The 24,734-nt window shown below is 71.4% G+C and carries 12 protein-coding genes; 1 reads left to right on the forward strand and 11 read right to left on the reverse strand.

The genetic code is table 11. The features are described from left to right. Nucleotides 1–105: 105 nt before the first annotated feature. The 9 genes from J5V16_RS09505 to J5V16_RS25440 form a co-directional block, all read right to left on the reverse strand. Nucleotides 106–2,991 (reverse strand): immunoglobulin-like domain-containing protein, encoded by a 2,886-nt coding sequence (locus J5V16_RS09505; RefSeq protein ID WP_208495881.1) that lies wholly within the window; start codon nucleotides 2,989–2,991, stop codon nucleotides 106–108. 95 nt (nucleotides 2,992–3,086) lie between these two features. Beyond that, entirely contained in the window at nucleotides 3,087–4,124 is a 1,038-nt protein-coding gene (locus tag J5V16_RS09510; RefSeq protein ID WP_208495883.1) for an ABC transporter permease subunit, read from the reverse strand. Then, nucleotides 4,121–5,188: an ABC transporter permease gene (locus J5V16_RS09515; protein WP_208495885.1), complete on the reverse strand. Its 1,068-nt coding sequence runs from the start codon at nucleotides 5,186–5,188 to the stop codon at nucleotides 4,121–4,123. Before J5V16_RS09515 ends, J5V16_RS09510 begins: the two co-directional genes overlap by 4 nt. Next, complete coding sequence (locus J5V16_RS09520; RefSeq protein WP_208495886.1) at nucleotides 5,185–6,750, reverse strand: sugar ABC transporter ATP-binding protein; 1,566 nt, start codon at nucleotides 6,748–6,750, stop codon at nucleotides 5,185–5,187. Before J5V16_RS09520 ends, J5V16_RS09515 begins: the two co-directional genes overlap by 4 nt. 98 nt (nucleotides 6,751–6,848) lie before the next feature. After that, entirely contained in the window at nucleotides 6,849–7,835 is a 987-nt protein-coding gene (locus tag J5V16_RS09525) for an ABC transporter substrate-binding protein (protein ID WP_208495887.1), read from the reverse strand. Nucleotides 7,836–8,001: 166 nt separating this feature from the next. Next, the gene (locus J5V16_RS09530) at nucleotides 8,002–9,540 is read right to left on the reverse strand and encodes a sugar ABC transporter ATP-binding protein (protein WP_208495888.1); all 1,539 of its coding nucleotides are present in this window, start codon (nucleotides 9,538–9,540) and stop codon (nucleotides 8,002–8,004) included. Further along, nucleotides 9,537–10,556, reverse strand: coding sequence for a LacI family DNA-binding transcriptional regulator (locus tag J5V16_RS09535; protein WP_208495890.1), 1,020 nt, complete (start codon nucleotides 10,554–10,556; stop codon nucleotides 9,537–9,539). Before J5V16_RS09535 ends, J5V16_RS09530 begins: the two co-directional genes overlap by 4 nt. A 137-nt stretch (nucleotides 10,557–10,693) precedes the next feature. Then, nucleotides 10,694–11,914, reverse strand: coding sequence for a glycosyltransferase (locus J5V16_RS09540; RefSeq protein ID WP_208495892.1), 1,221 nt, complete (start codon nucleotides 11,912–11,914; stop codon nucleotides 10,694–10,696). Nucleotides 11,915–12,100: 186 nt separating this feature from the next. Beyond that, nucleotides 12,101–12,718 (reverse strand): helix-turn-helix transcriptional regulator, encoded by a 618-nt coding sequence (locus J5V16_RS25440; RefSeq protein WP_307792910.1) that lies wholly within the window; start codon nucleotides 12,716–12,718, stop codon nucleotides 12,101–12,103. 433 nt (nucleotides 12,719–13,151) lie between these two features. Here J5V16_RS25440 and J5V16_RS09550 point away from each other — a divergent pair, with 433 nt between their 5' ends. Continuing rightward, a complete protein-coding gene (locus J5V16_RS09550) occupies nucleotides 13,152–14,330 on the forward strand; it encodes a S8 family peptidase (RefSeq protein WP_208495894.1) in 1,179 nt (392 codons plus the stop codon). 120 nt (nucleotides 14,331–14,450) lie between these two features. Here J5V16_RS09550 and J5V16_RS09555 read toward each other — a convergent pair whose 3' ends face one another. Both J5V16_RS09555 and J5V16_RS24985 read right to left on the reverse strand, forming a co-directional pair. After that, the gene (locus J5V16_RS09555; RefSeq protein ID WP_208495896.1) at nucleotides 14,451–15,083 is read right to left on the reverse strand and encodes a DUF11 domain-containing protein; all 633 of its coding nucleotides are present in this window, start codon (nucleotides 15,081–15,083) and stop codon (nucleotides 14,451–14,453) included. A gap of 80 nt (nucleotides 15,084–15,163) precedes the next feature. Continuing rightward, nucleotides 15,164–24,544, reverse strand: a complete 9,381-nt coding sequence (locus tag J5V16_RS24985) for a ricin-type beta-trefoil lectin domain protein (RefSeq protein WP_208495898.1) — start codon at nucleotides 24,542–24,544, stop codon at nucleotides 15,164–15,166. Nucleotides 24,545–24,734: the final 190 nt, after the last annotated feature.

A 24,734-nucleotide genomic window follows, 5' to 3' on the forward strand; every position in this document is an offset into this window, starting at 1 on the left:
GGACGGGCAACAACTTTGTTACCGGTATCAGATAGTAGCGGGGGTGACCCTCCGTGGCAAGAGGGGTACGGCTCGGCCTCCTGGGAGGAGGCCGAGCCGTAGGGCTCAGCCGCAGTCTGCGGCGGCGTACGCGGCGGTGACGGTGGACCCGTCGGCGGTCGCGGTGACCTGCCCGGCGGGGACGGCGGCCTGCCGCGTGCTGAACGCGACCGAGGCGGCCGCGCCCGGTTGCAGTGCGGTGATCGCCTTGTCGCCGTATGAGGACGAGAGCGCGATGTCGAGCGCGGTGTCCCCCTCGTTCACGGCCCGCACGACCAGCGTCGCCTTGCCGGCGAGGCACCTGGTCGAGACGGTCACCGCGATCGGGGCGGTGACGGTGACCGTGGCGGTCACCGTGACGCGCGAGTCGTCCTGCGCCACACCGGAGACGGTGAAGCTGCCCGGCCGGGCGTACAGGGCGGGGTCGATCGCTTCCCAGTCGACCGCGACGTCCTCTTGGGATCCGTCGGCTTTGCGGAGGTGCGCGCCGGGCAGGACGGGCGCGGTGCCGGACTCGGTCGTCACGCTGATCGGGTCGGCGGCCGCGACCGCGATGTCGGGCGCGAAGGCCGCGAGGACGGCCTCGTACTCGGCGCGGGTGACCGGGATGACGGTGCCGTGGCGGGGTTTGCCGCCGTCGGCGTTCTGCGGCAGGTTCTCGCGGAGCGTCGCCCCGACCGGCTCCCAGGCGTTCCCGTCGGCGATGTTCTCCGTCGCGAATGGAATGTAGTAGTTCGGGCCCGCGTGGTAGGAGGGCTGGTCGATGAAGAGGTACCACTCGTAGCCGTTGACGTCGCCCTGGTTGGCGGGGAAGACGCTCGGGCCCTCGCCCTGCGTGAACGTCCCGCCGGGCTCGCCGTTCGGTAGGCCGGTGGCGACCCGGTCCTTGACGAGGGTCCACTCGTCGGCGGGGCCGGTCGCGCCGGGGAGGGCGCCGGCGACCGTGTCGAGCAGGTCGTCGGAGCGCTCCTGGCGGATCGTCATGGACGCCTCGTCCTTGATGAACCGGTAGTACGTGTCGTCGACCTGCGCGATGGTCGCGTCGATGGTGCCGCGGCCGGTGCCGCGCTTGACGTCGACCCACGGCTTGGCCTCAGAGAAGTGGACGAAGTCGTCGGTCGTCGCGTACATCATCCGGTTGTAGGTCACGGCCGTGCGCGCCGCGGGATCGGTGGTGTCGTACAGGTTCGAGGCCCAGTACACGACGTACGTGTCGAGCTCCTCGTCCCAGAACGCCTCGGGCGCCCAGGTGTTGCCCGCGTAGTCGCTGGAGACCTTCACGTGGCGCTGCGCCGACCAGTTGACCAGGTCGTTCGACTCCCACACTTCGATGTAGAGGGAGCCGGTGCGCTGCGCCGCGTCGAAGCCGCCCGCGAGGCCGGCCACTTTGAGGTCGGTCGCGAGCATGTAGAACCTGTCGCCTTCGGCCGAGCGGAGGATGAACGGGTCGCGCAGGCCCTGCGTGCCCTGGTCGGAGGTGAAGAGCGGCTGCCCGTCGTTGAGCGTGTTCCAGCTCAGGGCGTCGTTGCCGCGCGAGGCCGCGAGGCTGACGCGCTCGGCGCCGTCGCCCTCGCCGGTGAAGAACGCCCACACGTAGGCCTCCTCCTCGGCGGCCGCGGCCAGGGGCTGGACGACGAGGGTGAAGTCCTTGGCGCGCACGGCGTCACCGACGCGCGCGGTCGCGGTCGCGACGACCTCCACAGGGGCTTCGCCCGCGGCGGGGCGTTCGACGACGATCGTCTGCGTGCCCGACGCGGCGCCTGCGCGCAGGGAGGCCGGTGCCCCGGCGGGGAGGGTCCACTCGATCACGGCGCCTTCGGCGCCGCTGGTCGGCACGGACACGTTGGTGCGCACGTCAGCCGCGTTCGCGATGCTGATCGCGTCGAGGTCGGCCTGCGCCTTCGCGTCGTCGGTGAGGTCTTCGGGGACGATCACCGTGTAGGAGACCGTCCGCGTCGCGCCCGCGGCCGTGAAGGTGGCGGTGAGGGTGACGACCGCATCGCCCGAACCGGGCGCAGGGCGATGGACGGCGGCGGCGCCGCCGTCGACCGTAATCGCGGCATCGTCTGAGGCCCAGGTGATCTGAGCGCCGTACGCGGTGGTCGGCAAGGCGAAGTCGGCGTCGGCCGTGCCGCCCACGGCGACCGAGGCGACGGCGCGGTCGAGCGCGCCTTCGGCGTACAGCGCCTGCGCGTCGGCGTCGCTGAGCGCCGAGCCGTACACCGCGAGGTCGTCGAAGTCGCCGGCGAAGTACGCGTCCCGGTAGGTCGAGCGGCCGAGGTAGGCGACGAGGTCGCCGAAGCTCGCGAGGTCGCGCGCGATGGCGTGCTCAGTCGTCTTGACGCCGTTGACGTACAAGGTGAGCTTGTCGTTCGTGCCGTCGATGACCGTGGTGTACAGCGCCATGCCGGCGGGCGTCCGCACACCGGCCGTGGGCGTGCCCGTCGCGCCCGCGCCGACCTCGGTGCCCCACGGGGCCGAGGCGTCCACAGTGTTGGTGACGACCGACTTCACGTAGCCGCTCAGGTTGGAGGGGTTGAGCAGCCAGTAGCCGCTGGAGAAGGAGGCTCCCGAGGCGACGGGCGCGCCGACGAACGCGGCGGCGACGTTGCCCGCGCCGGAGCGGTCGGACACCCACATCGAGACGGTGGCATCGGTCAGGCCCTCGAGGTCGTCCGTCGGGATCTCCACGTACGCGGCCGAACCGGAGGCGGAACCGCCGGGGAGCGAGAGCACGCCGTCCGCGAAGGAAGCGCCCGACTGGCGCAGCACGCCGTCGTTGCCGTTGCCCGAGTCGTCCGCGATCGTGACGCCGTCGGCCGGCGCCTCATCGAACGAGTAGTGCAGGAGGGGGGCCGGTGCGGCGGCCGCGGCCGGGGAGGCCGTGACGACCGCGCCCAGCGCGAGGGCGGCGGCGACGCCGAGCGCCGCGGGCCGGAGGAAGGAATGCATGAGGGAACCTCTCTCGTCATTGAGAAGGGAAGGTGCGGTAGGGATTCCGGCGCGCCGCCGAGATGGGCGGCGGCACGCCGGGTCGGACGGTGTCGCTACTCGCGCCGCCGGGCGAGCACGGCGCGCTGCAGCAGGACGAACACGAGGAGGATGCCCCCGGTGATGATGGTCGTCGCCTCCGGCGGGATGCCGCCGTCGCGCGTGATGAGGACGTTCATGAGGCCGAGCACGAGCGCGCCGACCACCGAGCCGAGCACGAAGCCCGCCCCGCCGGTCAGGAGCGTGCCGCCGATGACCGTGGCCGCGATCGCGTCCAGCTCCCAGCCGATGCCCGTGATGTTCTGGGCGCTGCCCAGCCGCGCCGTGTAGACGACGGCCGCCAGGCCCGCGAGCGAGCCGCTGATGATGTAGACGCTCATCTTGGTCTTGGCCACCGGCAGGCCCATGAGCGCCGCCGACTGCTCGGACCCGCCGATGGCGTACACCGTGCGGCCCGTGCGGGTGCGGTGGAGCATGAAGAACGCCGCCGCGACCACCGCGGCCGCGATGAGCACGCCCGGGGTGAGCACGATGTCGTTGACCTTGGGGCCGTCGTAGATCTTCAGCTGCTCGCCGAGCGAGCGCAGCGGCGAGTCGTCGGGGACCCGCTCCGGCTCGGTGCTGAGCATCGACGCCAGGCCGCGCCCGAGGAACATCATCGCCAGCGTCGCGATGAACGGCTGGACGTGGAAGTACTGGATCAGGATGCCCGAGACCGTGCCGAACGCGGTGCCGATGAGCACCATGAGGAGCATCGCCAGCCACGGGTTCCAACCGGCGTTGATGAGCATGACGCCCGCGACGCTGCTGATGGCGATGACCGCGCCGACCGAGAGGTCGATGCCGCCGGTGACGATCACGAACGTCAGGCCCACGGCCAGGATGACCAGGTGCGCGTTGTTGATGAGCAGGTTCGACAAGGTGTTGAACTGCACGATGCGGCCGTACGCGGCCTCGCCGTAGACGATCATCCCGACGAAGATGACGACCGCCGCCGCCGTGGGCAGCGTGTCGAGCTGCGGCGTGACGCGCTTGGCGAGCGCGCGGATCCCCGTGGGAGCCGCCTCGGCCGAAGGGCTGGTGAGCGTGCTCATGCTGCGACGACCTCTCGCTCGGCCGGGCGGGCGGTGCCCGCGGCCCGGCGCTGGCGGAACACGCGCCGCACCCGCTCCGACTGGAGGAGGCAGAGCGCGACGATGACGATGGCCTTGAAGGCCGGCGTCGCGGAGGACGAGACGCCGAGGAACACGACGGTCTTGTCGAGCGTCGCGATGAGGATCGCGCCGACGACCGCGCCGGTGATGTTGAACTTGCCGCCCGCCAGCGAGGTGCCGCCGATGACCACGGCGAGGATCGCGTCGAGTTCGAGCTGGTAGCCGGTGCGCGAGACGTCCACGGTCATGACGCTCGCGGTCGCGAACACCCCCGCGAACCCGGCGAGGACGCCGCCGAAGATGTAGACGGTGAACAGGAGCGCGCGGCGGTTGACGCCGGCGAGCCGGGCCGCCTTGGCGTCCATGCCGATCGCCTCGAGCATGAGGCCGAGCGCGCTGCGCCGCACGAGGAGTCCCACCCCGACTGCCACGAGCAGGGCGAGGAGGAACACGACGGGGAGGCCGAACACGTAGCCGTTGGCGATCCACCGGAACGTCTCGTTCGTCGCGGCCGTGTTCTGCCCGCCCGTGATCACCTTCGCGAGGCCGCGGCCCGCGAGCATGATGACGAGCGTCGAGATGAACGGCTGCAGGCCGACCACCGAGACGAGCACGCCGTTGACCGCGCCGAGGGCGGCGCTGACGGCGATGACGAGGGCGAGGGCCGTGAAGGTCGAGCCTACGGTGTCGGGCGCGTCCTTGAGGAACTCCATCGAGACGGCGCCCGCGACGACCATGACGGACCCGACCGAGAGGTCGATGCCGCCGGTGGCGACGACCAGGCACATGCCGACGGCGATGAGGATGACCGGCGCCGCGGCCCGCAGGATGTCGATGACGTTGCCGGCGAGGTTGCCGGAGGGGCCGATCGAGACGGCCAGGTAGCCGGGGTCCTTGACCAGGTTGACGAGGAGCAGCAGCGCGACGGCCACGATGCCCCAGAAGTACTGGCGGCGGACGAGGCCCTTCAGCGCCTCGACCGGGCCGCGCGCGTTCGCGCTCATGATGTGACCTCCTCGCGGACGACGGCGTCCGCGCGCTCGTCGCCGAGGGCGTCCTCGGCGATGATCGTGACGATGGAATCGGCGGACACCCCGTGCCCGCCTTCGATTTCGGCGATCTTCCTGCGGTCCTTGAGGACGATGATGCGGTCGGACTGCCGGACGACCTCCTCGAGCTCCGAGGAGATGAAGACGACCGCGAGGCCGTCGTCGGCGAGCGCCGCGACGTACTCCTGGATCTCGGCCTTCGCGCCGACGTCGATGCCGCGGGTCGGCTCGTCGAGGATGAGCAGCTCGGGTTCGGTCGCGAGCCAGCGGCCCAGGAGGACCTTCTGCTGGTTGCCGCCCGAGAGCAGGCGGATGGGCCGCTCGGGGTCGGCGGGGCGCACGCCGAGCGCCGCGATGTACTTCTCGACGAGGGCGTCCTGCTCGCGCCGCGGGAGCGGGCGGGCCCAGCCGCGGCGGGCCTGCACGGCGAGCACGAGGTTCTCGCGGACGCTGAGGTCGCGGATGATGCCCTCGTCGCGGCGGTTCTCGCTGGAGAGGGCGATGTGCCGGGCGAGCGCCTTCGCGGGCGTCGTGATCTCGGCCTTCTCGCCGTCGAGGGTGACCTCGCCGGAGTCGGGGCGGTCGGCGCCGTAGATGAGGCGGGCCAGTTCGGTGCGGCCCGAGCCGAGGAGGCCGGCGAGGCCGACGACCTCGCCGCGGTGGAGGTCGATGTCGACCTCGCTGATCGCGCCTTTGCGGCCGATGCCTTTGGCGGAGTAGAGCGGCGGCTCGTCCGAGCGCACGCGGCGGGAGGCCTTCGCGTCGAGGGACTTGAGCGTCGCGATGTCCTTGCCGATCATCGTCGCGATGAGCCGGGCCCGGTCGAGCTCCTCGGTGCGGTACTCGCCTTCGAAACGGCCGTTGCGCAGGACCGTGAGCCGGTCGCTGATCGCGTACACCTGGTCGAGGAAGTGCGAGACGAAGAGGATCGCCACGCCCTGGTCCCGCAGCCGCCGGATGACGGTGAAGAGCTGCTCGACCTCGTTGGCGTCGAGGCTGGAGGTCGGCTCGTCGAGGATGAGCACCTTCGACTTGGCGACCATCGAGCGGCTGATCGCGACGAGCTGCTGCACGGCCAGAGGCAGGGTCGCGAGCGACTGCTTGGGGTCGAGGTGGCCGAGACCGAGCTTCTCGAGCGTCTCGCGCGCGGCCCGGTGCGTGGCCCGCCAGTTGATGCCGGCGGCGCCCTTGATCTCGTGCCCCAGCATGACGTTCTCGCCGATGGTGAGGTTCGAGCAGAGGTTGACCTCCTGGTAGACCGTGGAGATGCCCGCGCTCTGCGCGTCGGCGGTCCCGCCGAGGCGGCGCGGTTCGCCCGCGATCCGGATCTCGCCCTCGTCGATCTTGTACACGCCCGTGAGCGCCTTGATGAGCGTCGACTTCCCGGCGCCGTTCTCGCCCATGAGGGAGTGCACCTCACCGGGGAAGAGGCGGAACCCCACGTCGTCGAGCGCCTTCACGCCCGGGAACGAGATCGAGATGCCGACCATCTCGACGATCGGAAGCGATTCTGGCATCGCGTGCTCCACATCCTGTCGCCGCGGACGCGCCGCGGGGTGGTCTGGGTGCGGGGCCCCGAAGGGCCCCGCACCGGGGGTTGACTGCGGTCCTGGGACTAGAACTTGCGGTCGGGGAGCGCGGTCTCGGCGGCCTCGGGCGAGTCGAAGGTCGCGCTCGGGACGACGATGCTGGACTCGACGTCGTCGCCGTTGAGGACCTGCTCGACGACCTCGAGGGTGGTCTCGCCGAAGAGCGGGTTGTACTCGGCGACGAAGCTCAGCTCGCCCGCGGCGAGCGCGGTGAGGGCGTTCTTGGTGCCGTCGATGGTCGCGATCTTGACGTCGACGCCGGGGGTGAGGCCGGCTTCCTGCACGGCCTGGACGGCGCCGAGGCCCATCTCGTCGTTCTGGGCGAAGATGAACTGGACGTCGTTGTTGTTCGACTTCAGGACGGTCTCGACGACGCCCTTGGCCTCTTCGGTGGACCAGTTCGCGGTCTGCGCGCCGACCTTCACCAGGCTCGGCTGACCGCCGACGACGGCGTCGAAGCCCTCGTTGCGCTCATTGACGACGGAGACGCCCGCGGGGCCTTCGAGCACGAAGTAGTTCGCGCCGTCGGGGAACGCCGAGACGGCCCAGTCGGCGACCGCGGTGGAGACCTCGATGTTGTCGGGGGCGATGCGGGTGACGTACAGGTCGGTGTCGTCGGGCTCGATGCCGCGGTCGAGCAGGATCACGGGGATCTCCGCCTCCTGCGCGCGCTTGAGCGAGTCCTCCCAGCCGGTGGCCTCGGTGGCCGAGAGCAGGATGACGTCCACGCCCTCGTCGACGAACGACGTGAAGGCGTCGATCTGCGACTTCTGGTCGAGGTTGGTCGCGGGGGCGTACTTGAGCTCGTAGCCCGCGTCCTCGGTGAAGGTGTCCTGGATGTTGGCCTCGTTGGCCTCGCGCCACGCGCCTTCGGGGCCGACCGCGACGAAGCCGATCGTCGTCAGGCCGTCGTCGTCGCCGCCTTCGCCGCCGCCGCAGGCGGTGAGTCCGAGGGCCAGGGCGCCGGCGGTCGCGAGACCGAGCCCCTGGACGATGCGCTGCTTTGCGGACATGGTTCTCCTCCTTGAGATGTCGGACGCGGGTCCGTCCGACGGGGTTCGAATCCACGCGGTCTCGCTGCCGGTTCTGATGAAGCGGAGGGGCAGGGCTGCGTGGCGAAAATTATGTTACCGGGAACAAAATCCGGAACACAAGAGCGTTGTCCTAACCGTTACCGGATTACATCTCCGGCGCCCCGTCGAGGTCGGCCGCGATCATCTCCACGATCGTGTCGACGGTGACGCCGGGACCGTTGCTGAGCTCGCCGATCTTCTCCCGGTCCTTGAGCACCACGATCCGGTCGCTCAGCCGCACGACCTCCTCCAGCTGCGAGGAGATGAACACGACCGCGACCCCGTCGCCCGCCAGTTGGGCCACGCGCCGCTGGATGTCGAGCTTCGCGCCGATGTCGATCCCGCGCGTCGGCTCGTCCAGGATGAGCACGTGCGGGCGCGTCGCGAGCAGCCTCGCGAGCAGGATCTTCTGCTGCGTGCCGCCCGAGAGCTCCTCGATCGGCCGGTCGATGTCGCGCGGCGAGAGGTGCAGCGCCTCGAGGTACGTCTCGATGAGCGCGGACTGCTCCCCGCGCGAGAGCGGGCGCGACCACCCGCGCATCGCCTGGAGCGCGAGCACGATGTTCTCCCGCGCCGTGAGCCCGCCGATGATCCCCTCCTCGCGGAGGTTCTCCGTCGACAGGGCGATGCGCGAGCGCAGCGCGGCCCCCGGGCTGCGCAGGTGCACGCGGACGCCGTCGACCCACAGCTCGCCGCTGTCGGCCCGCTCGGCGCCGCCCATGAGGCGGGCCAGCTCGGTCCGGCCCGAACCGTGCAGCCCCGCGAAGCCCACGACCTCGCCGCGGGAGAGCTCCAGGTCCGTCGGGTCCAGCGTCCCGCGCCGGCCCAGGGCCGAAGCCCGCAGCGTCGGATCGCCCGAGGCCGAGTAGTGGTGCGCGAGCCGCTCCGACCGCAGCGCCTTGAGCGCGGCGATGTCCTCGCCGATCATCTTCGAGATGAGGTCGGCATGATCGAGGTCGTCGGCGAGGTACTCCCCCACGAACCGGCCCTCGCGCAGCACCGTCATCCGGTCGGCGATCTCGAAGACCTGCTCCAGGAAGTGCGAGACGAACAGGATGGCGACGCCGCGGTCGCGCAGGCCGCGCACGACCCGCAGGAGGGTCTGCACCTCGGCCGCGTCGAGGCTGGAGGTCGGCTCGTCGAGGATGAGCACCCGCGGCTCCAGCACGAGCGCCCGCGCCACGGCCACGAGCTGCTTCACCGCCGGCGACAGCGACGACAGCGACCGGCCCGGGTCCAGGTCGCCGAGCCCGAGTCGGGTGAGCACCTCGGCGGTGCGGGCGCGGTTCGCCTTCCAGTCGATGCCGAACGTCCCGCGCACCTCGTTGCCGATCATCACGTTCTCGGCCACAGTGAGGTGCGGGCTCAGGTGCGTCTCCTGGAAGACCGTCGCGATGCCCTCGGCGCGGCTGCGCGCGACGCCCGCGGGCGTCCGCTCCTCGCCGTAGATGCGCACCTCGCCCGCGAGGATCGGGAGCGTGCCGGTCAGCGCGCCGATGAGCGTCGACTTGCCCGCGCCGTTCTCGCCCATGAGCGCGTGGATCTCGCCCGAGCGCAGCGTGAGATCCACGCGGTCGAGCACGCGCACACCGGAGAACTCCACGGTTATGCCCGTCATCTCCACGACGGGCCGCCCCAGCTTCATCGGCCCCTCCCCCGGGGAGGTGCGGTCGAGGACCGCACCAGCAGTTCGGCGGGAATCTTCGTCATCCGCGGGATCTCACGATCCTCGATGGCCGCGCGCAGCATGTCAAGGACCGAGACGCCCAGCGCCCGGAAGTTCTGCCGCACGGTGGTCAGCGGCGGGAGGACGTGCGAGGCCAACGGGATGTCGTCGAACCCGACCACGCTGATCTCGTCGGGGACGGCGAAACCGCGATCGTGCAGGCCGTGCACGAGCCCCACCGCCATGTCGTCGTTGGCGGCGAAGATCGCCGTGTAATCGGGCAGGTCGCGGATGCCCTTGGCGAAGTCGTAGGCGAAGTCGGCGGTCCAGTCGCCCACCACGATCGGCCGCTCCCGGACCCCCCAGGCCTTGGCGCGCGCGTGGAACGCCCGCTCGCGGGCGCGCGCGTCGAGCCAGTCGAGGGGGCCGGAGACGTGGATGATGTCGCGGTGCCCCAGCGAGACGAGGTGGTCGACGGCGAGCGCGGCCCCCTGCTGCTGGTCGACCGAGACGGTGAGGAAGGAGGGGTCCATGTCCGGCTTGACGACCAGGACGGGGATGCCGATGGAGAGTTTGCGGAGGGCCGCGATGGAGGACGAGCGGGGGGCGACGACGCAGAGCGCGTCGATGCCCTGGGTGGTGAGGTTGTCGAGGGCCTGCTGCGGGGAGAGCTCGTCGCCGTCCCCGAGGGCGATCGAGCTGACGGCGTAGCCGGAGGCGCGCGCGGTGGACTGCAGCGCCCGCAGGGTGCTGGTCGGCCCGAACCCGACCGTGCTCTCGACGAGGACGCCGATGCGCTGGCTCTTCTGCGTCGCGAGGGCGCGCGCGGCCATGTTGGGGCGGTAGTCGAGCTCTTCGATGACCTCGAGGACGCGGCGCCTCGTGGCCTCCTTGATGTGCGGGTAGTTGTTGAGCACCCGGGACACGGTCATGTGCGAGACGCCGGCGATCTGCGCCACCTGCCGAATGTTCGGCTTGTCAGCCGTGTTCGCCACGCACGCCCTCCAAAAGACTCGTTCCCAACGGGGGTCCATCCTGCCCGCAGGCCGGGGTGAGCCGCGCGGGGTGATGCGCGGCTTCCACAGCCTACCGATCCGGACTCCGGCCGCGATAGCCTCAGGCGCCGGCCGGCCTAGACGGACATGTCGAGGACGAGGTCCGCCGCCACCGCCGCGCCGTCGGTGCGGATCATCGGGCCGACTTCGGCGGCGCGCCGGCGCGTCTGGGGCGCGAGGGCCGTTCCCAGTGCGGCCGTAAGGGTCTCGGTGGCGGGGACGGGCCCGTCGTGGACGGCGCCGATGCCGAGCGCGGCGACGCGGCCGGCCCAGTAGGGCTGGTCGACGACCTGCGGCACGACCACTTGCGGCGTCCCGGAGCGGGTCGCGGTGTGGGTCGTGCCGGCCCCGCCGTGGTGGATGATCGCGGCGGCTCGCGCGAACAGCGCCTGCTGGTTCACCTCGTCGACGACGAAGCAGTCTTCGCCTTCGTCGATCGGCGCGAGGCGGGCCCAGCCGCGCGAGAGGACCGCGCGGCGCCCATGCGCTCGGATCGATTCCACGACGGCGCGGGCCGCCTCCTCGGCGTCGCGGACCGGGATGCTGCCGAACCCGGCGTAGACCGGCGGCTCTCCCGCCTCGAGGAACGCCTCCAAACCGGCGGGGAGCGGGCGCTCGTCAGGGAGGATCCAGGCGCCGGTCTGCTCGACCTCGATGAGGTCGGTCGGCTCCCACGGGCTCAGGACCGGGTCGGTGGCGAGCCAGCGGTGGTCGGTCAGGGTGCGGGTGCGCACGTCCTCGGTCGGGGGCACCCCGATCGCGGTGCGGTACCCGTTGACCGGCTCGCCGAAGGTCGCCTGCATCTTCCGCTTGTCCCATTCCCAGAGTTCGCGGTTGTCGCTCACTCCTTCGGGAAGAGGCCAGCCGGGCATGGGAGACGGCCGCTGCGCGTGGGAGGGCAGGGTCGTCGGCTGGAGGGCGGCGCTGGCGAACGGGATGCCGAACCGTTCGGCGACCGCCTGGGCGGCGGCGACCACGGGGAACAGGCCGGTCGCGACGATCGCGTCGCATCCGGACTCGGCGATCTCCGTGAGGGCCGGGCCGTGCGACTCGAGGATCTCCCGGATGTGCTGCTGCATGCTGGGGCCGGTCCCCTTCGCGATGGACTGGACCATCTCGCGGATCGGCGCATCGACCGGGAGGTGCCGCGCGCCGGCGCGGGCGACCAGGTCGGCGATCTCGCGGTCCGGCGGCGCGGCGACCACCACCTCGGCGTCTCTGGCGACCAGGCGGGCGGCGAGTCCGGCGAGCGGTTCGATGTCACCGCGAGACCCGCGGGAGGCGAGCAGTACGCGCATTCCATGGCTCCTCTGTTCGAGCGGCTTGGCCCCGTCCGCCCATTGTGCAGCAGGTCAGACGCTCTATCCGGCCCCCGGTACAGGAGGTTCCGCGCTCGGAGTGATAGATAATGAAGGTGGCAGGGAAACCCCTCCTGTCGTTTAGAGGCCACCGCTAGGGCGGCAACGGTTCACGGCCGATGCGCCTCAGGCGACCAGGCCGGTGCGGAAGGCGATCGCCACGGCGTGGGCGCGGTCGCGGGCGCCGAGCTTGCGGTACAGCCCCTTCGCATGCGTCTTGACCGTGTCCTCCGAGACCAGGAGGTCGCCGGCGATCTCGGCGTTGCGCTTGCCCTCGGTCAGTCCGGTGAGGATCTGGAACTCGCGATCGGACAGCACCGCCGCCGCCGGACGCGGGCGCTGGCGTTTCGCCGGCGCGGTGGTGTTCTTCAGCCGCTGGCGGGCCAGGACAACGGCGTGCGTGAAGGCCACGAGCAGGTCGTCGCCCCCGTTCACCGCGCGCATGACCCCGAGCGCTCCGGCGGCGGCGAGCGCGGCCGCCATCTGCGGGTTGGCGGCACCGGTGAACAGCAGACCCGCGGAGGGGAAGCGGGTGCGGACGGAGCGGGTGAACTTGACCGGGTCGGGGACGGCGAGGGCGGCATCGATCAGGACGACGTCCACGCCGCCCCGGCTGAGCTCCATGAACAGCGCCGGAGCGCAGTCGACGACCTTGACCTTCGGCTTGAGGTCCGTCTCGGCCGCAGAGGCCGCGATGCGCTGGCCGGCTCCGGGCGTCTTGACGTAGACGACAATGGTTTTCACGTCACGAGGTCCTTTCATGGTGGGTGCATCTCCCGCGGACGGAACTTCCCGCCCGCGGGGGACGGGAAGCAGGGCGCCGAACCGCCGCCGAGTCGGGCGGCGTTCGATTCGCGTCATGCGGACCCGCGGGGTCGCCGGTCACACCCGGGGGTCATAAGAGGTGTAACGAGCGGGGCAGGCAAAAGTGACGGTAACCACAGAAATTTTTTCAATCAATACCGAAAGTCCTGGTGGTGCCACCCCATATCGGACCATCCACTTTCTCGTAGGACCGACCCTCACCCCATCGAGTCGGAACCATCTGAAATTCACTCTTTTGTGGACTGTCCTCTCTGCTCTGGGAGTAGCTTGACTTGGAGTTGGACGAGTCTGACAAGGCTCAGCGTCCCTGCGAGCCGAGCCTATTACTGGTTCCTGCAGAAGGGTGATGCCCATGGGCAGCCGCAAGTCCGGAAAATCGATCCGCTATCTCATCGCCACAGCGACCGTGGTGGGGGTGGGCATCGCGCTCGCCGCCTCGCCGGTCCAAGCACGCGCCGCCGAGGTCATCGGCGCCGACGATCCGAACGCCATCCGAGGCGAGTACATCGTCGCCTTCGAGGACACCGCCGAGACGGTCGAAGCGCTCGACGCGCTCGTGTCCCGGTACGAAGGCCGAATCGAGACCCGCTTCGACTCCATCGACGCCGTCGCCGTCCACATGGACGCGGCCGACGCCGAGCGCCTCGCCGCCGATCCCGCCGTGGACTACGTCGAGCAGAACAAGCGGGTCGAGCTCGCCGCCACGCAGCTCAACCCGCCGGGCTGGGGCGAGGACCGGGTCGACCAGCGCACGCTGCCGCTCGACGCGTCCTTCACCTACCCCAACACCGGGGCGGGCGTGCACGCCTACATCATCGACACCGGCATCTGGCTCGACCACGCGGACTTCGCGGGCCGACTGGATCCCGGGTACAGCACCATCGTCCCCGACGGGAGCTCCCGGGACTGCCACGGCCACGGCACCCACATCGCGGGCACGGTCGGGGGCACGCTCTACGGCATCGCCAAGCAGGTGCAGCTGGTGCCCGTCCAGGTGTTCAACTGCTCCGGCACGAGCGACAACATCTCGATCATCGGCGGCGTCGAGTGGGTCACGGCGAACGCCGTGAAGCCCGCCGTCGCCACCATGAGCCTGACCTCGAGCGCGAGTCAAGCGGTCGACACCGCGGTGACGGCGTCCATCGCATCGGGGGTCACCTACGCGGTCGCCGCCGGCAACAGCAACGTCGACGCCTGCGGATACTCGCCGGCGCGAGTGACCGGGGCGCTGACCGTGGCGGCCACGGACTCGACCGACGTGCGCGCCTCGTTCTCGAACTTCGGCACCTGCGTCGACATGTTCGCGCCCGGGGTCAACGTCCGGTCGGATTTCCTCTTCGGCGTCACCACCAGGCTGTCCGGCACCTCGATCGCGGTGCCGCACGTGGCCGGAGCGGCGGCGATCTACCTGGCGGCCAATCCGACCGCGAGCCCGGCGACCGTGGCGTCGGCATTGAACGGCAACGCCACCGCCAATGAGGTCATCGATCCGGCCGGCAGCCCGAACCGGATGCTCTTCATCACCACGTAAGGCGTCACCGAGTGCGCGGCGTCCAGCGGAGCGGAGCGTACCGTTCGAACTGGACGCCGCACACCGGTGCAGATCCGCCTTCCCCGTCTCACTCCTTCGGACGGACCGAAACCCGCCCGCTCACGCGTTCCGCGTGCGGGTCTTGCGGATTCTCCGTCCGAGCAGCACGCCGCCCGCCGCTAGGGCCGCCGCGGCCACCGCTGCCGCCGCCCACCACCACCAGGCGGGACCGGTCGCCGGCTCCGGGTCGAGCAGGGCCGCTTGGTCGCTGGCGCAGCCGAGGATCTCGCCGCCGTCGGCGGCCGCCACGCACACCGTGGTGGTGAAGCCCGTACCGTCGCCCGACGCGGCCGACCGGTCGGGCTGCTCGACGACGACGAGCTGCCCCTGTTCGATCTGGTCGCCGGTGCCCGCTTCGACGCTGTCGGCGATCGCGATCCGCTCCCCCGGTCCCAGCGAGACGGTCCATCCGACGGCCCCGTTCAAGCGGTCGGGGGACGGCTGGGCGTCGCGGAGCGCGAAACCGGCCGGCAGCAGGTGCGAGACCTGCAGACCCTCAAGGGCCGCTTCGCCGGTGTTCTCCAACGTGATCGCATAGTCGACGAGGTCGCCCTCGCGGATGTCGGCGCCCGGGTCGCCTTCGCGCACGATCGTGATCGCGATCGGACCGTCGTCGGCCGCCTGCGCCGGGGCGGCTCCCAGGACCGCCGCGAGTCCCACCGCGCCCGCCGCCATTCGATACCAGTGCCGCATGGCCCCTCCCCCTTCGGTTCCGGGTTCTGTTGTAGCCCACCGCGCGCCCCTGGAGCGGACGACACGACCGAAGTCAGGCGTTACCGTCGCGCGCCGCGTCGGCGCGTCACCGCCGCAGAGATGACCAGGCCGGTCACGATCGCGCCGACTCCGGTGAGGGCGATGGCGAGCGAGTCGCCGCCGGTCGTCACCAAGGCTCCGTCGTTCGAACCCCTGTCGTTCGAATCCCCATCTCCTACCGGGCGTTCACCGTCCACAGCGGCGGCCGCCGTCCGGACGCCCCAGACGATGGTGTCAGTCGTCCCGTCCGAGTCGTTCGGGTCCGCGTTCAGTTCCGCGATACCGCCGGCCAGGTACGTCGACGGTGCGGCGTCGTCATCGACGGCGAGCGTGATCGAGCCGGTCCAACGCGCGACCGGGCTCGCTTCGGCGACCGCCGCCTCAGTCTGGCGCGTCGCAGCGGCTTCGGACTGCGGTGCCGGGTCCGTGTCGATGGTGCAGACCACGGTGTCGCGGCCGGCGTCGGCGCATTCGGACGGCAGCTCGGCGCCGTCGGCGCCGACGTGTTCGGGCATCCCGATCGTCACGGTGGTCGGACCATCCATGGTGGAGGGTCCCGTCGACTCGACGGCGACGTCGACCGTGGTCGTGCCCCCGGGCGGGGCCGGCCGGCCTTCGGTCACGGTGACCACCCGGTCGTAGACGGGGTCTCCCACACCGCCGGGCACGCCGGTGGCCGAGGCGGTGTCGTTCTCGCTGTCGGGGTCGACCGCGTCGGAGGACACGCCGACCGTGTTGGTGACGTCGTCGCCCCCGCCCCGGTAAGCGGGGTCGAGGCGCACGGTCACGGCGGCCGTCGCCGTAGCGCCTGGTGCTAGGGACTCGGCGAGGGCGCACGCGACCGTGTCGCCTTCGGCTTCGCAGTCGAGCCGCTCGCCGGTGTCGGCGTTCGTCGCTTCGACGAAGTCGAGCGCCGCGGGCAGCGACTCGGTGAAGGTCACGTTCTCGGCGGATTCGGCTTGGCCGAGGTTCTCGATGGTGACCAGGTAGCCGAAGTCGGTGCCGGGAGTGACCGGACCGGCGGTGTCGGGGTCGAGCTCCTTGGCGATGGCGAGGTCGGTGACGACCCGCACCGGAGGGCCGACCGCGGTGTCGGTGTCGCCTTCGGGGTCGGTGTCGGCTGCGACCGACGCGGTGTTCGCGATCATGGTGCCGCTGTCGGCCTCGCCGTCGACCATAACAGTGAGGTCGATGGTGGAGGTCACCCCTGGGTCGAGCGAGCCGAGGTCACACGTGACCTGACCGCCCGCGGCCGAGCAGACGTCCGGCGACGCCGCCACGAACTCGGTGTTCGGATCGAGTTCGTCGGTGACCGTGACACCGGTGGCCGTAGAGGGGCCGCTGTTGCCCACGTCGATCGTCCACGTCGCCTCCCGGCCAGCGATCATCGCGTCCGGGGCGGTCTTGGTGATCGACAGGTCGGAACGGGGCACGCTGACGCCGCCGTCCATGTCCGCCGGCGCGGTGTTGTTCGGCGGGGCCGGGTCGTCGTTGGCGGAGTCGACATTGGCGTCGCTGTCGATGTCCCCGCCGTCGCCGACGTAGTCCGGCTTGAGCCTGACGGTGACGATGAAGAAGACGGACTCGTTGGGTTCGAGCCGGTCGATCGTCGGGCAGGTGATGGTGCCGCCGTAGACCCCGGGCTCACCGGTGCAGCCGTCGAACGAGGACACGAACGCGAGCTCGGGCGGCAGTTGGTGCGAGACGACCACATTCGTCGCCGTCGAGACCCCGTAGTTGTTGAGGCTCAGCAGGTTGTCCGTGGTCTGGCCGGGCGCGATCTGGCTGCCAGGGAAGGCGGCGAAGCCCTGGGTGAGCATGAGGTCGCCGCTGGGCGCGTCCACCGCGACGGCGTCGGCGGTCGTGGTGTTGTCGCCCTGCTGCGGGTCGGCGGTGGCCGACGAGATGGACGCGCTGTTGATGAGATCGGAGCCGTCGCCGGTATAGGCGGGGTCCAGTGTGACGGTCATGTTGAGGGTCCGGCTGAAGCCGACAGGGATCAGCGCGCTCGTATTGCAGGTGATCGTCTGGCCTTCGGCCTGGCAGGGGGCCGAGACGCCCGAGTCGGCCTGGACCCAGGTGAGCGGGTCGGGCAGCGTGTCGGTGAGCGTCACGCCCGCGGCGGCCGAAGGCCCGGCGTTGGCGATCGTGATCGAGTAGGTGAAGGTGTCGCCGGGCGTGACCGGACCCGTGGCGTCCAGCGTCTTGACGATGGACAGGTCGGCGAGCGGCGCGGCGGCCGCCCCGGTGGGCAGGCGCGCGGACCGGGTGTTGTTGGCGCTCACCGGATCGGGCGTGTCGGAGGCCGCCGTCGCCCGGCTCAAGACGCGGGAGCCGTTGCCCTGCAGCGCCGGGTGGAGCCGCACCATGACCGTGAACTCGGCGCTCTCGCCGACCTCGAGCGTGCCGTCCGCACGGCAGGTGACGACCGCGCCGCGATAGACCCCCGGGTCGCCGGTGCAGTCGTCCGGTGAGGACACGAAGGCGAGCGCCCGCGGGAGCTGGTGGGTGACGACCGAGCCCGCCGCGACCGAAGGGCCGTTGTTCGTGGCCCGCAACCGGTACTCGAACGCCTCCCCGGGAACCACGGGGGTGGTGCGCACGTTGGTGATCGACGCCGCCAGGTCGGCGCTCGCGCTGACCGGCGGGCCGGTCGCGACCGCCGTCGTGTCCGGGGACGTGTTGGCGGTCGCGGTGGTGAGCGTGGCGGTGAGGCCGATCTGCGTGCCCGCGGGCGTGCCGGAGCCGACCCGGACGGTCACCTCGACCGACGCCGTCGCGCCGTCGGCGACGGTGCCGACCTCGCACGTGAGGTCCGATCCGGCGACCGAACAGCTGGCGCCCGCGGCGGAGACGAACGTCAGCGAGGGGTCGAGCGCGCCGACGAGCGAGACGCCGGTCGCGTCGGACGGCCCCTGGTTCTGGACGGTGAAGGCGTAGACGGCCTGCCCGCCCGCCGTCATCGAGGCCGGCGGGGTCTTCGCGAGCGAGACGCCCGCTTCGGCCGTGACGGCGAAGTCGGCGCTCGCGGTCGTGTCGCCGGAGGAGTTGGCGGTGCTCGTCGCGACCTCGGCCGCCGCGGTGAGCACCGATCCGTCGGCGGCGGCCGCGTCCACGCCGATGACGACGGTGAAGGCGACCTGATCGCCGGCGTTCACGGTGCCGAGCGGGCAGGTCACGACGCCGCCGTCGGCGGTGCAGGTCACGCCGGCGGCGGACGCGAAGGCCAGGCCGGTCGGGAGCGTGTCGGTGACGGTCACGTCCTGGGCGGCCGAAGGCCCGGCGTTGGCGACGGTGATCGTGAATTCGCCGGCGCTGCCCGCGACCACGGGACCGCCCCCGGTCTTGGCGATCGAGACGGCGGCCTCGGGGGCGGCGACCGAGCCGCCGGGGACGGTGGCGGTGCCGGTGTTGTTCGCGGTGTCCGGATCGGCCGTGGCCGGTGTCGCGGTCGCCGTGTTCACGAGGTCGTCGCCGGTGCCGGTGTAGGTCGGGTCGAGTTTGACGGTGAGGGTGTACGCGGCTTCGGCGCCGACCGCTAGCGAGTCCACTGTGGCGCAGGTGACGGTGGCGCCGTAGTTGGTGCCGGCGGTGCAGTCGCCGCTGGAGACGAAGGCGATGCCGGCGGGCAGCGTGTCGGTGACGGCGATGCCGGTGGCGGTCGAGGGCCCGGCGTTCGCGACGGTGAGCGTGTAGTCGAAGGTGCCGCCGGGCACGATCGGGTCGGTGCCGACGACGGCGTTGGTCAGGCTCACGTCTGCGCGCGGGGCTGCCACGGCGCCGCCGGGGACCGTCGCCGTCCCGGTGTTGTTCACAGGATCCGGATCGGCCGTGGCCGGTGTCGCGGTCGCCGTGTTCACGAGGTCGTCGCCGGTGCCGGTGTAGCCGGGGTCGACGCGCACGGTGATCGTGAGGGCCGCCTGCGCCCCGACCGCGAGCGAGTCCACTGTGGTGCAGTCGAGGTTCTGGCCGTTGGCGGTGCAGTCGCCGCTGGAGACGAAGGCGATGCCGGCGGGAAGAGTGTCGGTGACGGCGACGCCGGTGGCGGTCGAAGGCCCGGCGTTCGCGACGGTGAGCGTGTAGTCGAAGGATTCGCCGGGGGCGACCGCGTCGGTACCGGCTGCGGCCGCGGCGAGGGCGACGTCCGCGCTCGGAGCGGCGACCGTGAGGGTCCCGGCCGCGGCGGTGCCGGTGTTGTTCGCAGGCTGAGGATCGGCGGTGTCCGCGGCGACCGCGGCGGTGTTGGCGATGTCGGAGCCGTCCCCGGTGTAGTCCGGCGAGAGGCGCACGGTGAGCACCCAGGTGTGCGATTCGACCGGCAGCGCTTCCGCGTGGGCGCAGGTGACGTTCTGGCCGGAGGCCGTGCATTCGTCCGGTGTGGACGAGACGAAGGCGAGGTCGTCGTCGAGCGTGTCGGTCAGGACCGCGTTCGCGGCGACGGACGGGCCCTGGTTCTCGACGGTGAGCGCGTACTGGAAGGTGCCGCCGGGCACGACGGCACCGGTCGTGTTGATCTGCTTGGTCATCCGCAGGTCCGCCGAGGGCGCGCCGATGCTCGGGAACACCTCCGCGGAGGTGTTGTCCGCAGTGTCCGGGTCGGCGGTGGAGGCGGAAGTGGCGGTCGCGCTGTTGCCGAGGTCGGATCCCGTGCCGGTGTAGGCGGGGTCGACGGTGGCCCGGAAGACTCGGCTGACGGTCTCCCCGGCCGGGACGGTGGCGCTCGGGGCGCAAGTCACGGTCTGTCCGTCCGCGGTGCAGGCGTCGTTCGGCGCGCCTGCGAAAGTCAGGCCGGTCGGAAGTTCATCCACAGTGGTCACTTCGGCGGCGTCCGAGGGTCCGGCGTTGTGCACCGCGATCGCGTATTCGAGGGTGCCGCCCGGCGGGACCTCGCCCGCGGTGACGAGCGTGGTCGTGGTGTCGAGGTCGGCGGAGGCCGCGCTCACGGTGACGCCGCCGGTGACGGTCACGCTGTTGTCGGCGCTGTCGGGGTCGGCGGTGTCGGCCGCAACGGTCGCCGTGTTGGTCAAGGTGCCGGTCTCGAAGCCGGGGTCCACTCTGACGGTGGTGTCGAAGCCGGCCGTCCCGAGCACGGGGAGTTGGAGCGCCCCCAGGGCGCTCGGCGGGCAGGTGAGCGTCGGTCCGTCGACGGTGCAGCCGCTCGGATGGGTCTCCCACGACATGCCCGCGCCGAGGGTGTCGGTGACCGTCGGATTCACGGACACCGACGGACCGGCGTTGCTCACGCTGATCCGGTAGTCGAAGGTCTCGCCCGGGGCGACCGTGGGCGAGCCGACCACGGTCTTGTCCACCGCGAGGTCCGCGCTGCCGGCGGCGAGGCTCGGCACGCCGCTCAGGTCGGTGCTGTTGTCGGCGCTGTCGGGGTCGGCGGTGTCGGCCGTGACGGACGCGGCGTTCACCACGTCGGTGCCGATGCCCTCGTATATGGGGTTGAGCCGCACGGTGAGGACGTACTCGACGGTGTTGCTCCCCTGTGTCGCGGGCAGGGCGGCGAGCGGCCCGCAGGTCACGGTGCCGCCGTACAGGCCGCCGGTGCCGGTGCAGCCGTCGGCCGACACGAACGCGACCGGGGCGGGAAGGTCGTCGGTGACGGTGACGTCCGCGGCGTCGCTCGGGCCGTGGTTGGTGACGGTGAGCGTGTAGGTGAACGTCTCGCCGGGGGCGACGCCTCCGGCGTCGCCCGCACTGGACTTGGTGATGGCCAGGTCTGCGGACGGAGCGGTCACACCGCCTGCGGCGAGCGTCGCCGAGCTGGTGTTGTTCGCCGTGTCCGGGTCGACGGTGTTCGGCGAGGTCACGGTGGCCGCGTTCGCAAGGTCGGCGCCGTCGCCGGTGTAACCGGGCGCGACGTTCGCGAGCACTTCGAACGCGGCGGCCGAACCCGGTGCGAGCGAGGCGATCTGCGGGCAGGTGACGGTCTGGCCGGTGGCGGTGCACCCGTCCGGTGAGGACGCGAAGACCGTCCCGGAGGGCAGCGTGTCAAAGACTGCGATGCCCGTGGCGGTCGAGGGCCCGTCGTTCGCCACGGTGATCGTGTAGACGATGGATTCGCCGGGCGCGACCGTATCGGCGGTGCGGGCGATCGTGCTGACCGAGAGGTCCGTGCGTGCGGCGGCGAGGGCGCCTCCGGGCAGCCCCGCGGCGGGCGCGTTGTTCCCGGCGTCCGGGTCGGGCGTGTCAGCGCTGATCGAGGCCGTGTTGGTCACGGCGGCGTCGGATCCGGTGCCCGCGTAGGCGGGGTCGAGCTGGACCACCACCAGGAGTTCGACTTCGCCGCCGACGGCGATCGTCCCGGGGGCGCAGGTGACGCTGCCGCCGTATTCGCCTGCGGTGCCGGTGCATCCGGACTCGGAGGAGACGAATGCGAGCGCGGCGGGCAGGTCGTCGGTGACGACCGCGCCGGTGGCGGTCGAGGGTCCGTCGTTGACGGCTTCGAGGAGGTAGGCGAAGGTCTCGCCGGGGGCGACGGGCGTGTCGGTCGTGGTCTGCTTCGTGAGGGCGAGGTCCGCGGCGGCGGCGCCGACGGCGGGGTTGACGGTGCCCGAGGTGTTGTTCGCCGTGTCGGGGTCGGCGGTGGCGGCGGTGGCGGTGGCGCTGTTGGGCAGGTCGGTGCCGCTGCCGGTGTAGGCGGGGTCGATCTGCGCGGTGAGCGTGATGGTCCGGGTGCCGGGCGCGAGCGAGGCGTAGGCGCAGGTGACGGTCTGGCCGGAGGCTTCGCAGGTCGCGCCGGTCCCGGTGGCGGCGACGTAGGTCAGCTGCGGCGGCAGCGCGTCGGTCACGGTGGCGTCGACGGCGGCGGAGGGGCCGTCGTTGTGGACGGTGAGCGTGTAGTCGAACCGGTCGCCGGGGGTGACGCTGCTGGAGGCGGCGGTCTTGTCAATGCTCAGGTCGGCTGCGGGAGCGGCGATGGCGATCTGCCATTCGGCGGCGTCGTTGGCGGCGGTCGTGTCTTGGCCGTTGTGGACGAGTCCGGTGCCGGCGGCGGTGCCTTCCTGTGCTGCGGCGTCCACTGTGTAGGCGAGGGTCAGTTCGGTCTCGGAGCCTGGCGCCGCTCCGGCGGGGAGGGTGCAGGTGAGTTCGCGGTCGGCCGTGGCGGTGCACTCGGCGGGTTGGCCGCCGTCCCAGGTGGCGGCGGGCGGGGCGCGGAGGGTCGCGGTCGTAGCGGTGTCTGTAGTGGAGGGTCCGTTGTTGCGGAGGGTGAAGGTGACGGTGCCGGTCTCTCCGGGGACGACGGTGTCGGCGTCGGAGGCGGTGATGTCGAAGTCGACGACGGCGTCGCCCGCGTTCACGGTGAGATCGGCGGTGTTGTCGCCCGTGTCGTCGTCGAGCGCGTAGTCGATCGCGGCGCTGCCGGTGAGAACGGTGCCGGTGGCGGTGTCGGCGGGGAGGGCGGCGGTGAAGGCGAGGTCGGTGGTGGCGCCTGCGGTGAGGGTCGCGGCGGGGATCGTGCAGGTTGCGGTGCCGTCGCCGTTGTCGGTGCAGCGGGCGTCGAGGCCTGAGACGGTGACGCCGTCGGGGAACGTGAGCGTGACGGTGGCGGCGCCGGCCGCGTTGGTCAGGTCTTCGTTGCGAACGGTGGCGGTGACGGTGCCGGAGGTGCCGGGCGCGAGGGTGACCGGCTCGGACGTGGCGGCGAGGTCGGTGAAGTCGGTGACGGTGGTGTCCGTGGACCCGGTGACGCTGCCGCCGCCGATGCCGGAGGGCATCGTCACGGTGGCGGCGTTGGTGACGGTGGTCCCGGCGGCTGCGGTTTCGACGGTGCCGCCGATGGTGATGACGGCCTGTTCGCCGGCGGGAACGTCGACGGTGGTGGCGATGTCGTTCCCGGTTCCCGAGGCGGTGCCGCAGGCGCCGGACCCAGTGGCGGTGCAGGACCAGGAAGTGACGCTGACGTCGGCGGGGACGGTGTCGGTGACGCTGGCCCCGACGAGTCCGGTCGCGCCGGTGTTGTCGACGGTGACGGTGTACTCGATGGGGCCGCCGGGGTCCGCGGTGGCGGCGCCGGTCTTGGCGACGTCCACGGTGACGTCCGGGTCGGCGGTGAGGGTGGTGGTGGCCGTGTCGTCCCCGGACTCGGTGTCCCTCGACTTGCCGGAGACGGAGGCAGTGGCGGTGATGTCGCCGAGGGGGTCACCGGCGCTGAGTCCTGAAGCGATGGTCCCGGCCACGGTGAACACCGCAGTGAGGGTGTTCGCGAAGGTGTCGGCGGGGCCGGTGCAGGTGCGGGCGGCGCGAACGCAGGTCCAGCCGGACGCGGGTGTGGTGAGGCCGGTGACGGTGAAGTCGGCCGGCACCTCGAAGGTGACCTTGGGGACGCCGGCGGTGTCGGGGCCGTGGTTGGTGAGGGTGAACGGGACCTGCACGGCGGCACCGGGTTCGACTTCGGCGCCGGCGGTCTGGCCGCCGGTGACGGCGGAGGTCATCGCGAGGTTGGAGACTCGGTGGTTGACGGTGACCTCGGCGCAGGCGGAGTCGTTCCCTTGGTCGCGGTCGTTGGCCGGGGCGAGCGTGTTGACCGCGCAGACCTGGTAGACGGTGCCGGCAGCGGCGTCCTGAGGAATCGTCGCATTGACGGACACGGTCGCGGTGCCGCCTGACGCCCAGGCGCCGCCTCCGGGGCACGACGCGGCGGTGGCCGAAGCGACCGTGCACGCGCCATAGCCGGTGCTGGCGGCGTCGAACCGCTGCACGCTCCCGATGCTGAGTCCGGTGTCGGCGGTGACCGCGAGGCTGTTGCGGAGAGCCGCCTGGGGGCCGAGGTTCTCGATGCGGAACTGCGCCTGCACGATCGCACCCGCGTTGCCGGTCGGGTTGGTCACGGCGCTGACCCGCATGTCGGCGGAGCCGATGGAGAACCGCTGGTGATCGTTGCCGCTGCCGCAGGTGCGGCGCACGACCCACTCGCCGTCGGCGAAGTTCGCGTCCCTGACGGTCATGCAGACGCCCGCGTACGAGTTCATGAACGCACCGGCGGGAGCGCCGGAACCGGCCGCCAGCCGATACGGCCAGGTCGCGTTGTTGGCACCGGCCGAGCACGAGGAGGTGAGGGCGAGCGAGGTGTCCTGACTGCTGGCGTTGTTCGGGTTGCCGACGCAGCGGGAGGGGTTCGAGGTGAGCAGGATCCGGTCGTCGGTGGTGACCGTCCACTGCTGCAGCGCATCGTCGGCACCGCAGGGCCGAAGACGCAGGGGGGACGCGGCCTGCGACGAGGTGGCCGTGACGCACAGGCCGGGGTGGCCGGTCGGCGTGAGGAAGACGCCGGTGATGTCGGAGCTGAACGTGCCCGCCCGCGCGGGAGCCGGGACGGCGAGCACGCCGACCGCCGCGATGACGATCGCTGTCACGAGCATCAGCGCGCGCCGCACCTGAGCGGTTGGGTTCACTGCCGCCACCTCGGCCTCTATTTGACGACACAAAGTGGCGAAAGAATAACAATACGTACCGACACCGGCTGCGCTTCGACCTGAATTGCCCAGAAGGGAGGATCGCTCGCTGCCGGCCGTGAGGTCCTGGGTGTCCACACTGAGGGCGCCGAACCGTTGTTTCGATTCGGCGCCCCGCAGTCCGTTTAGG

Source organism: Glycomyces niveus (genome assembly GCF_017592475.1).
Taxonomy (GTDB): Bacteria; Actinomycetota; Actinomycetes; order Mycobacteriales; family Micromonosporaceae; genus Glycomyces; species Glycomyces niveus.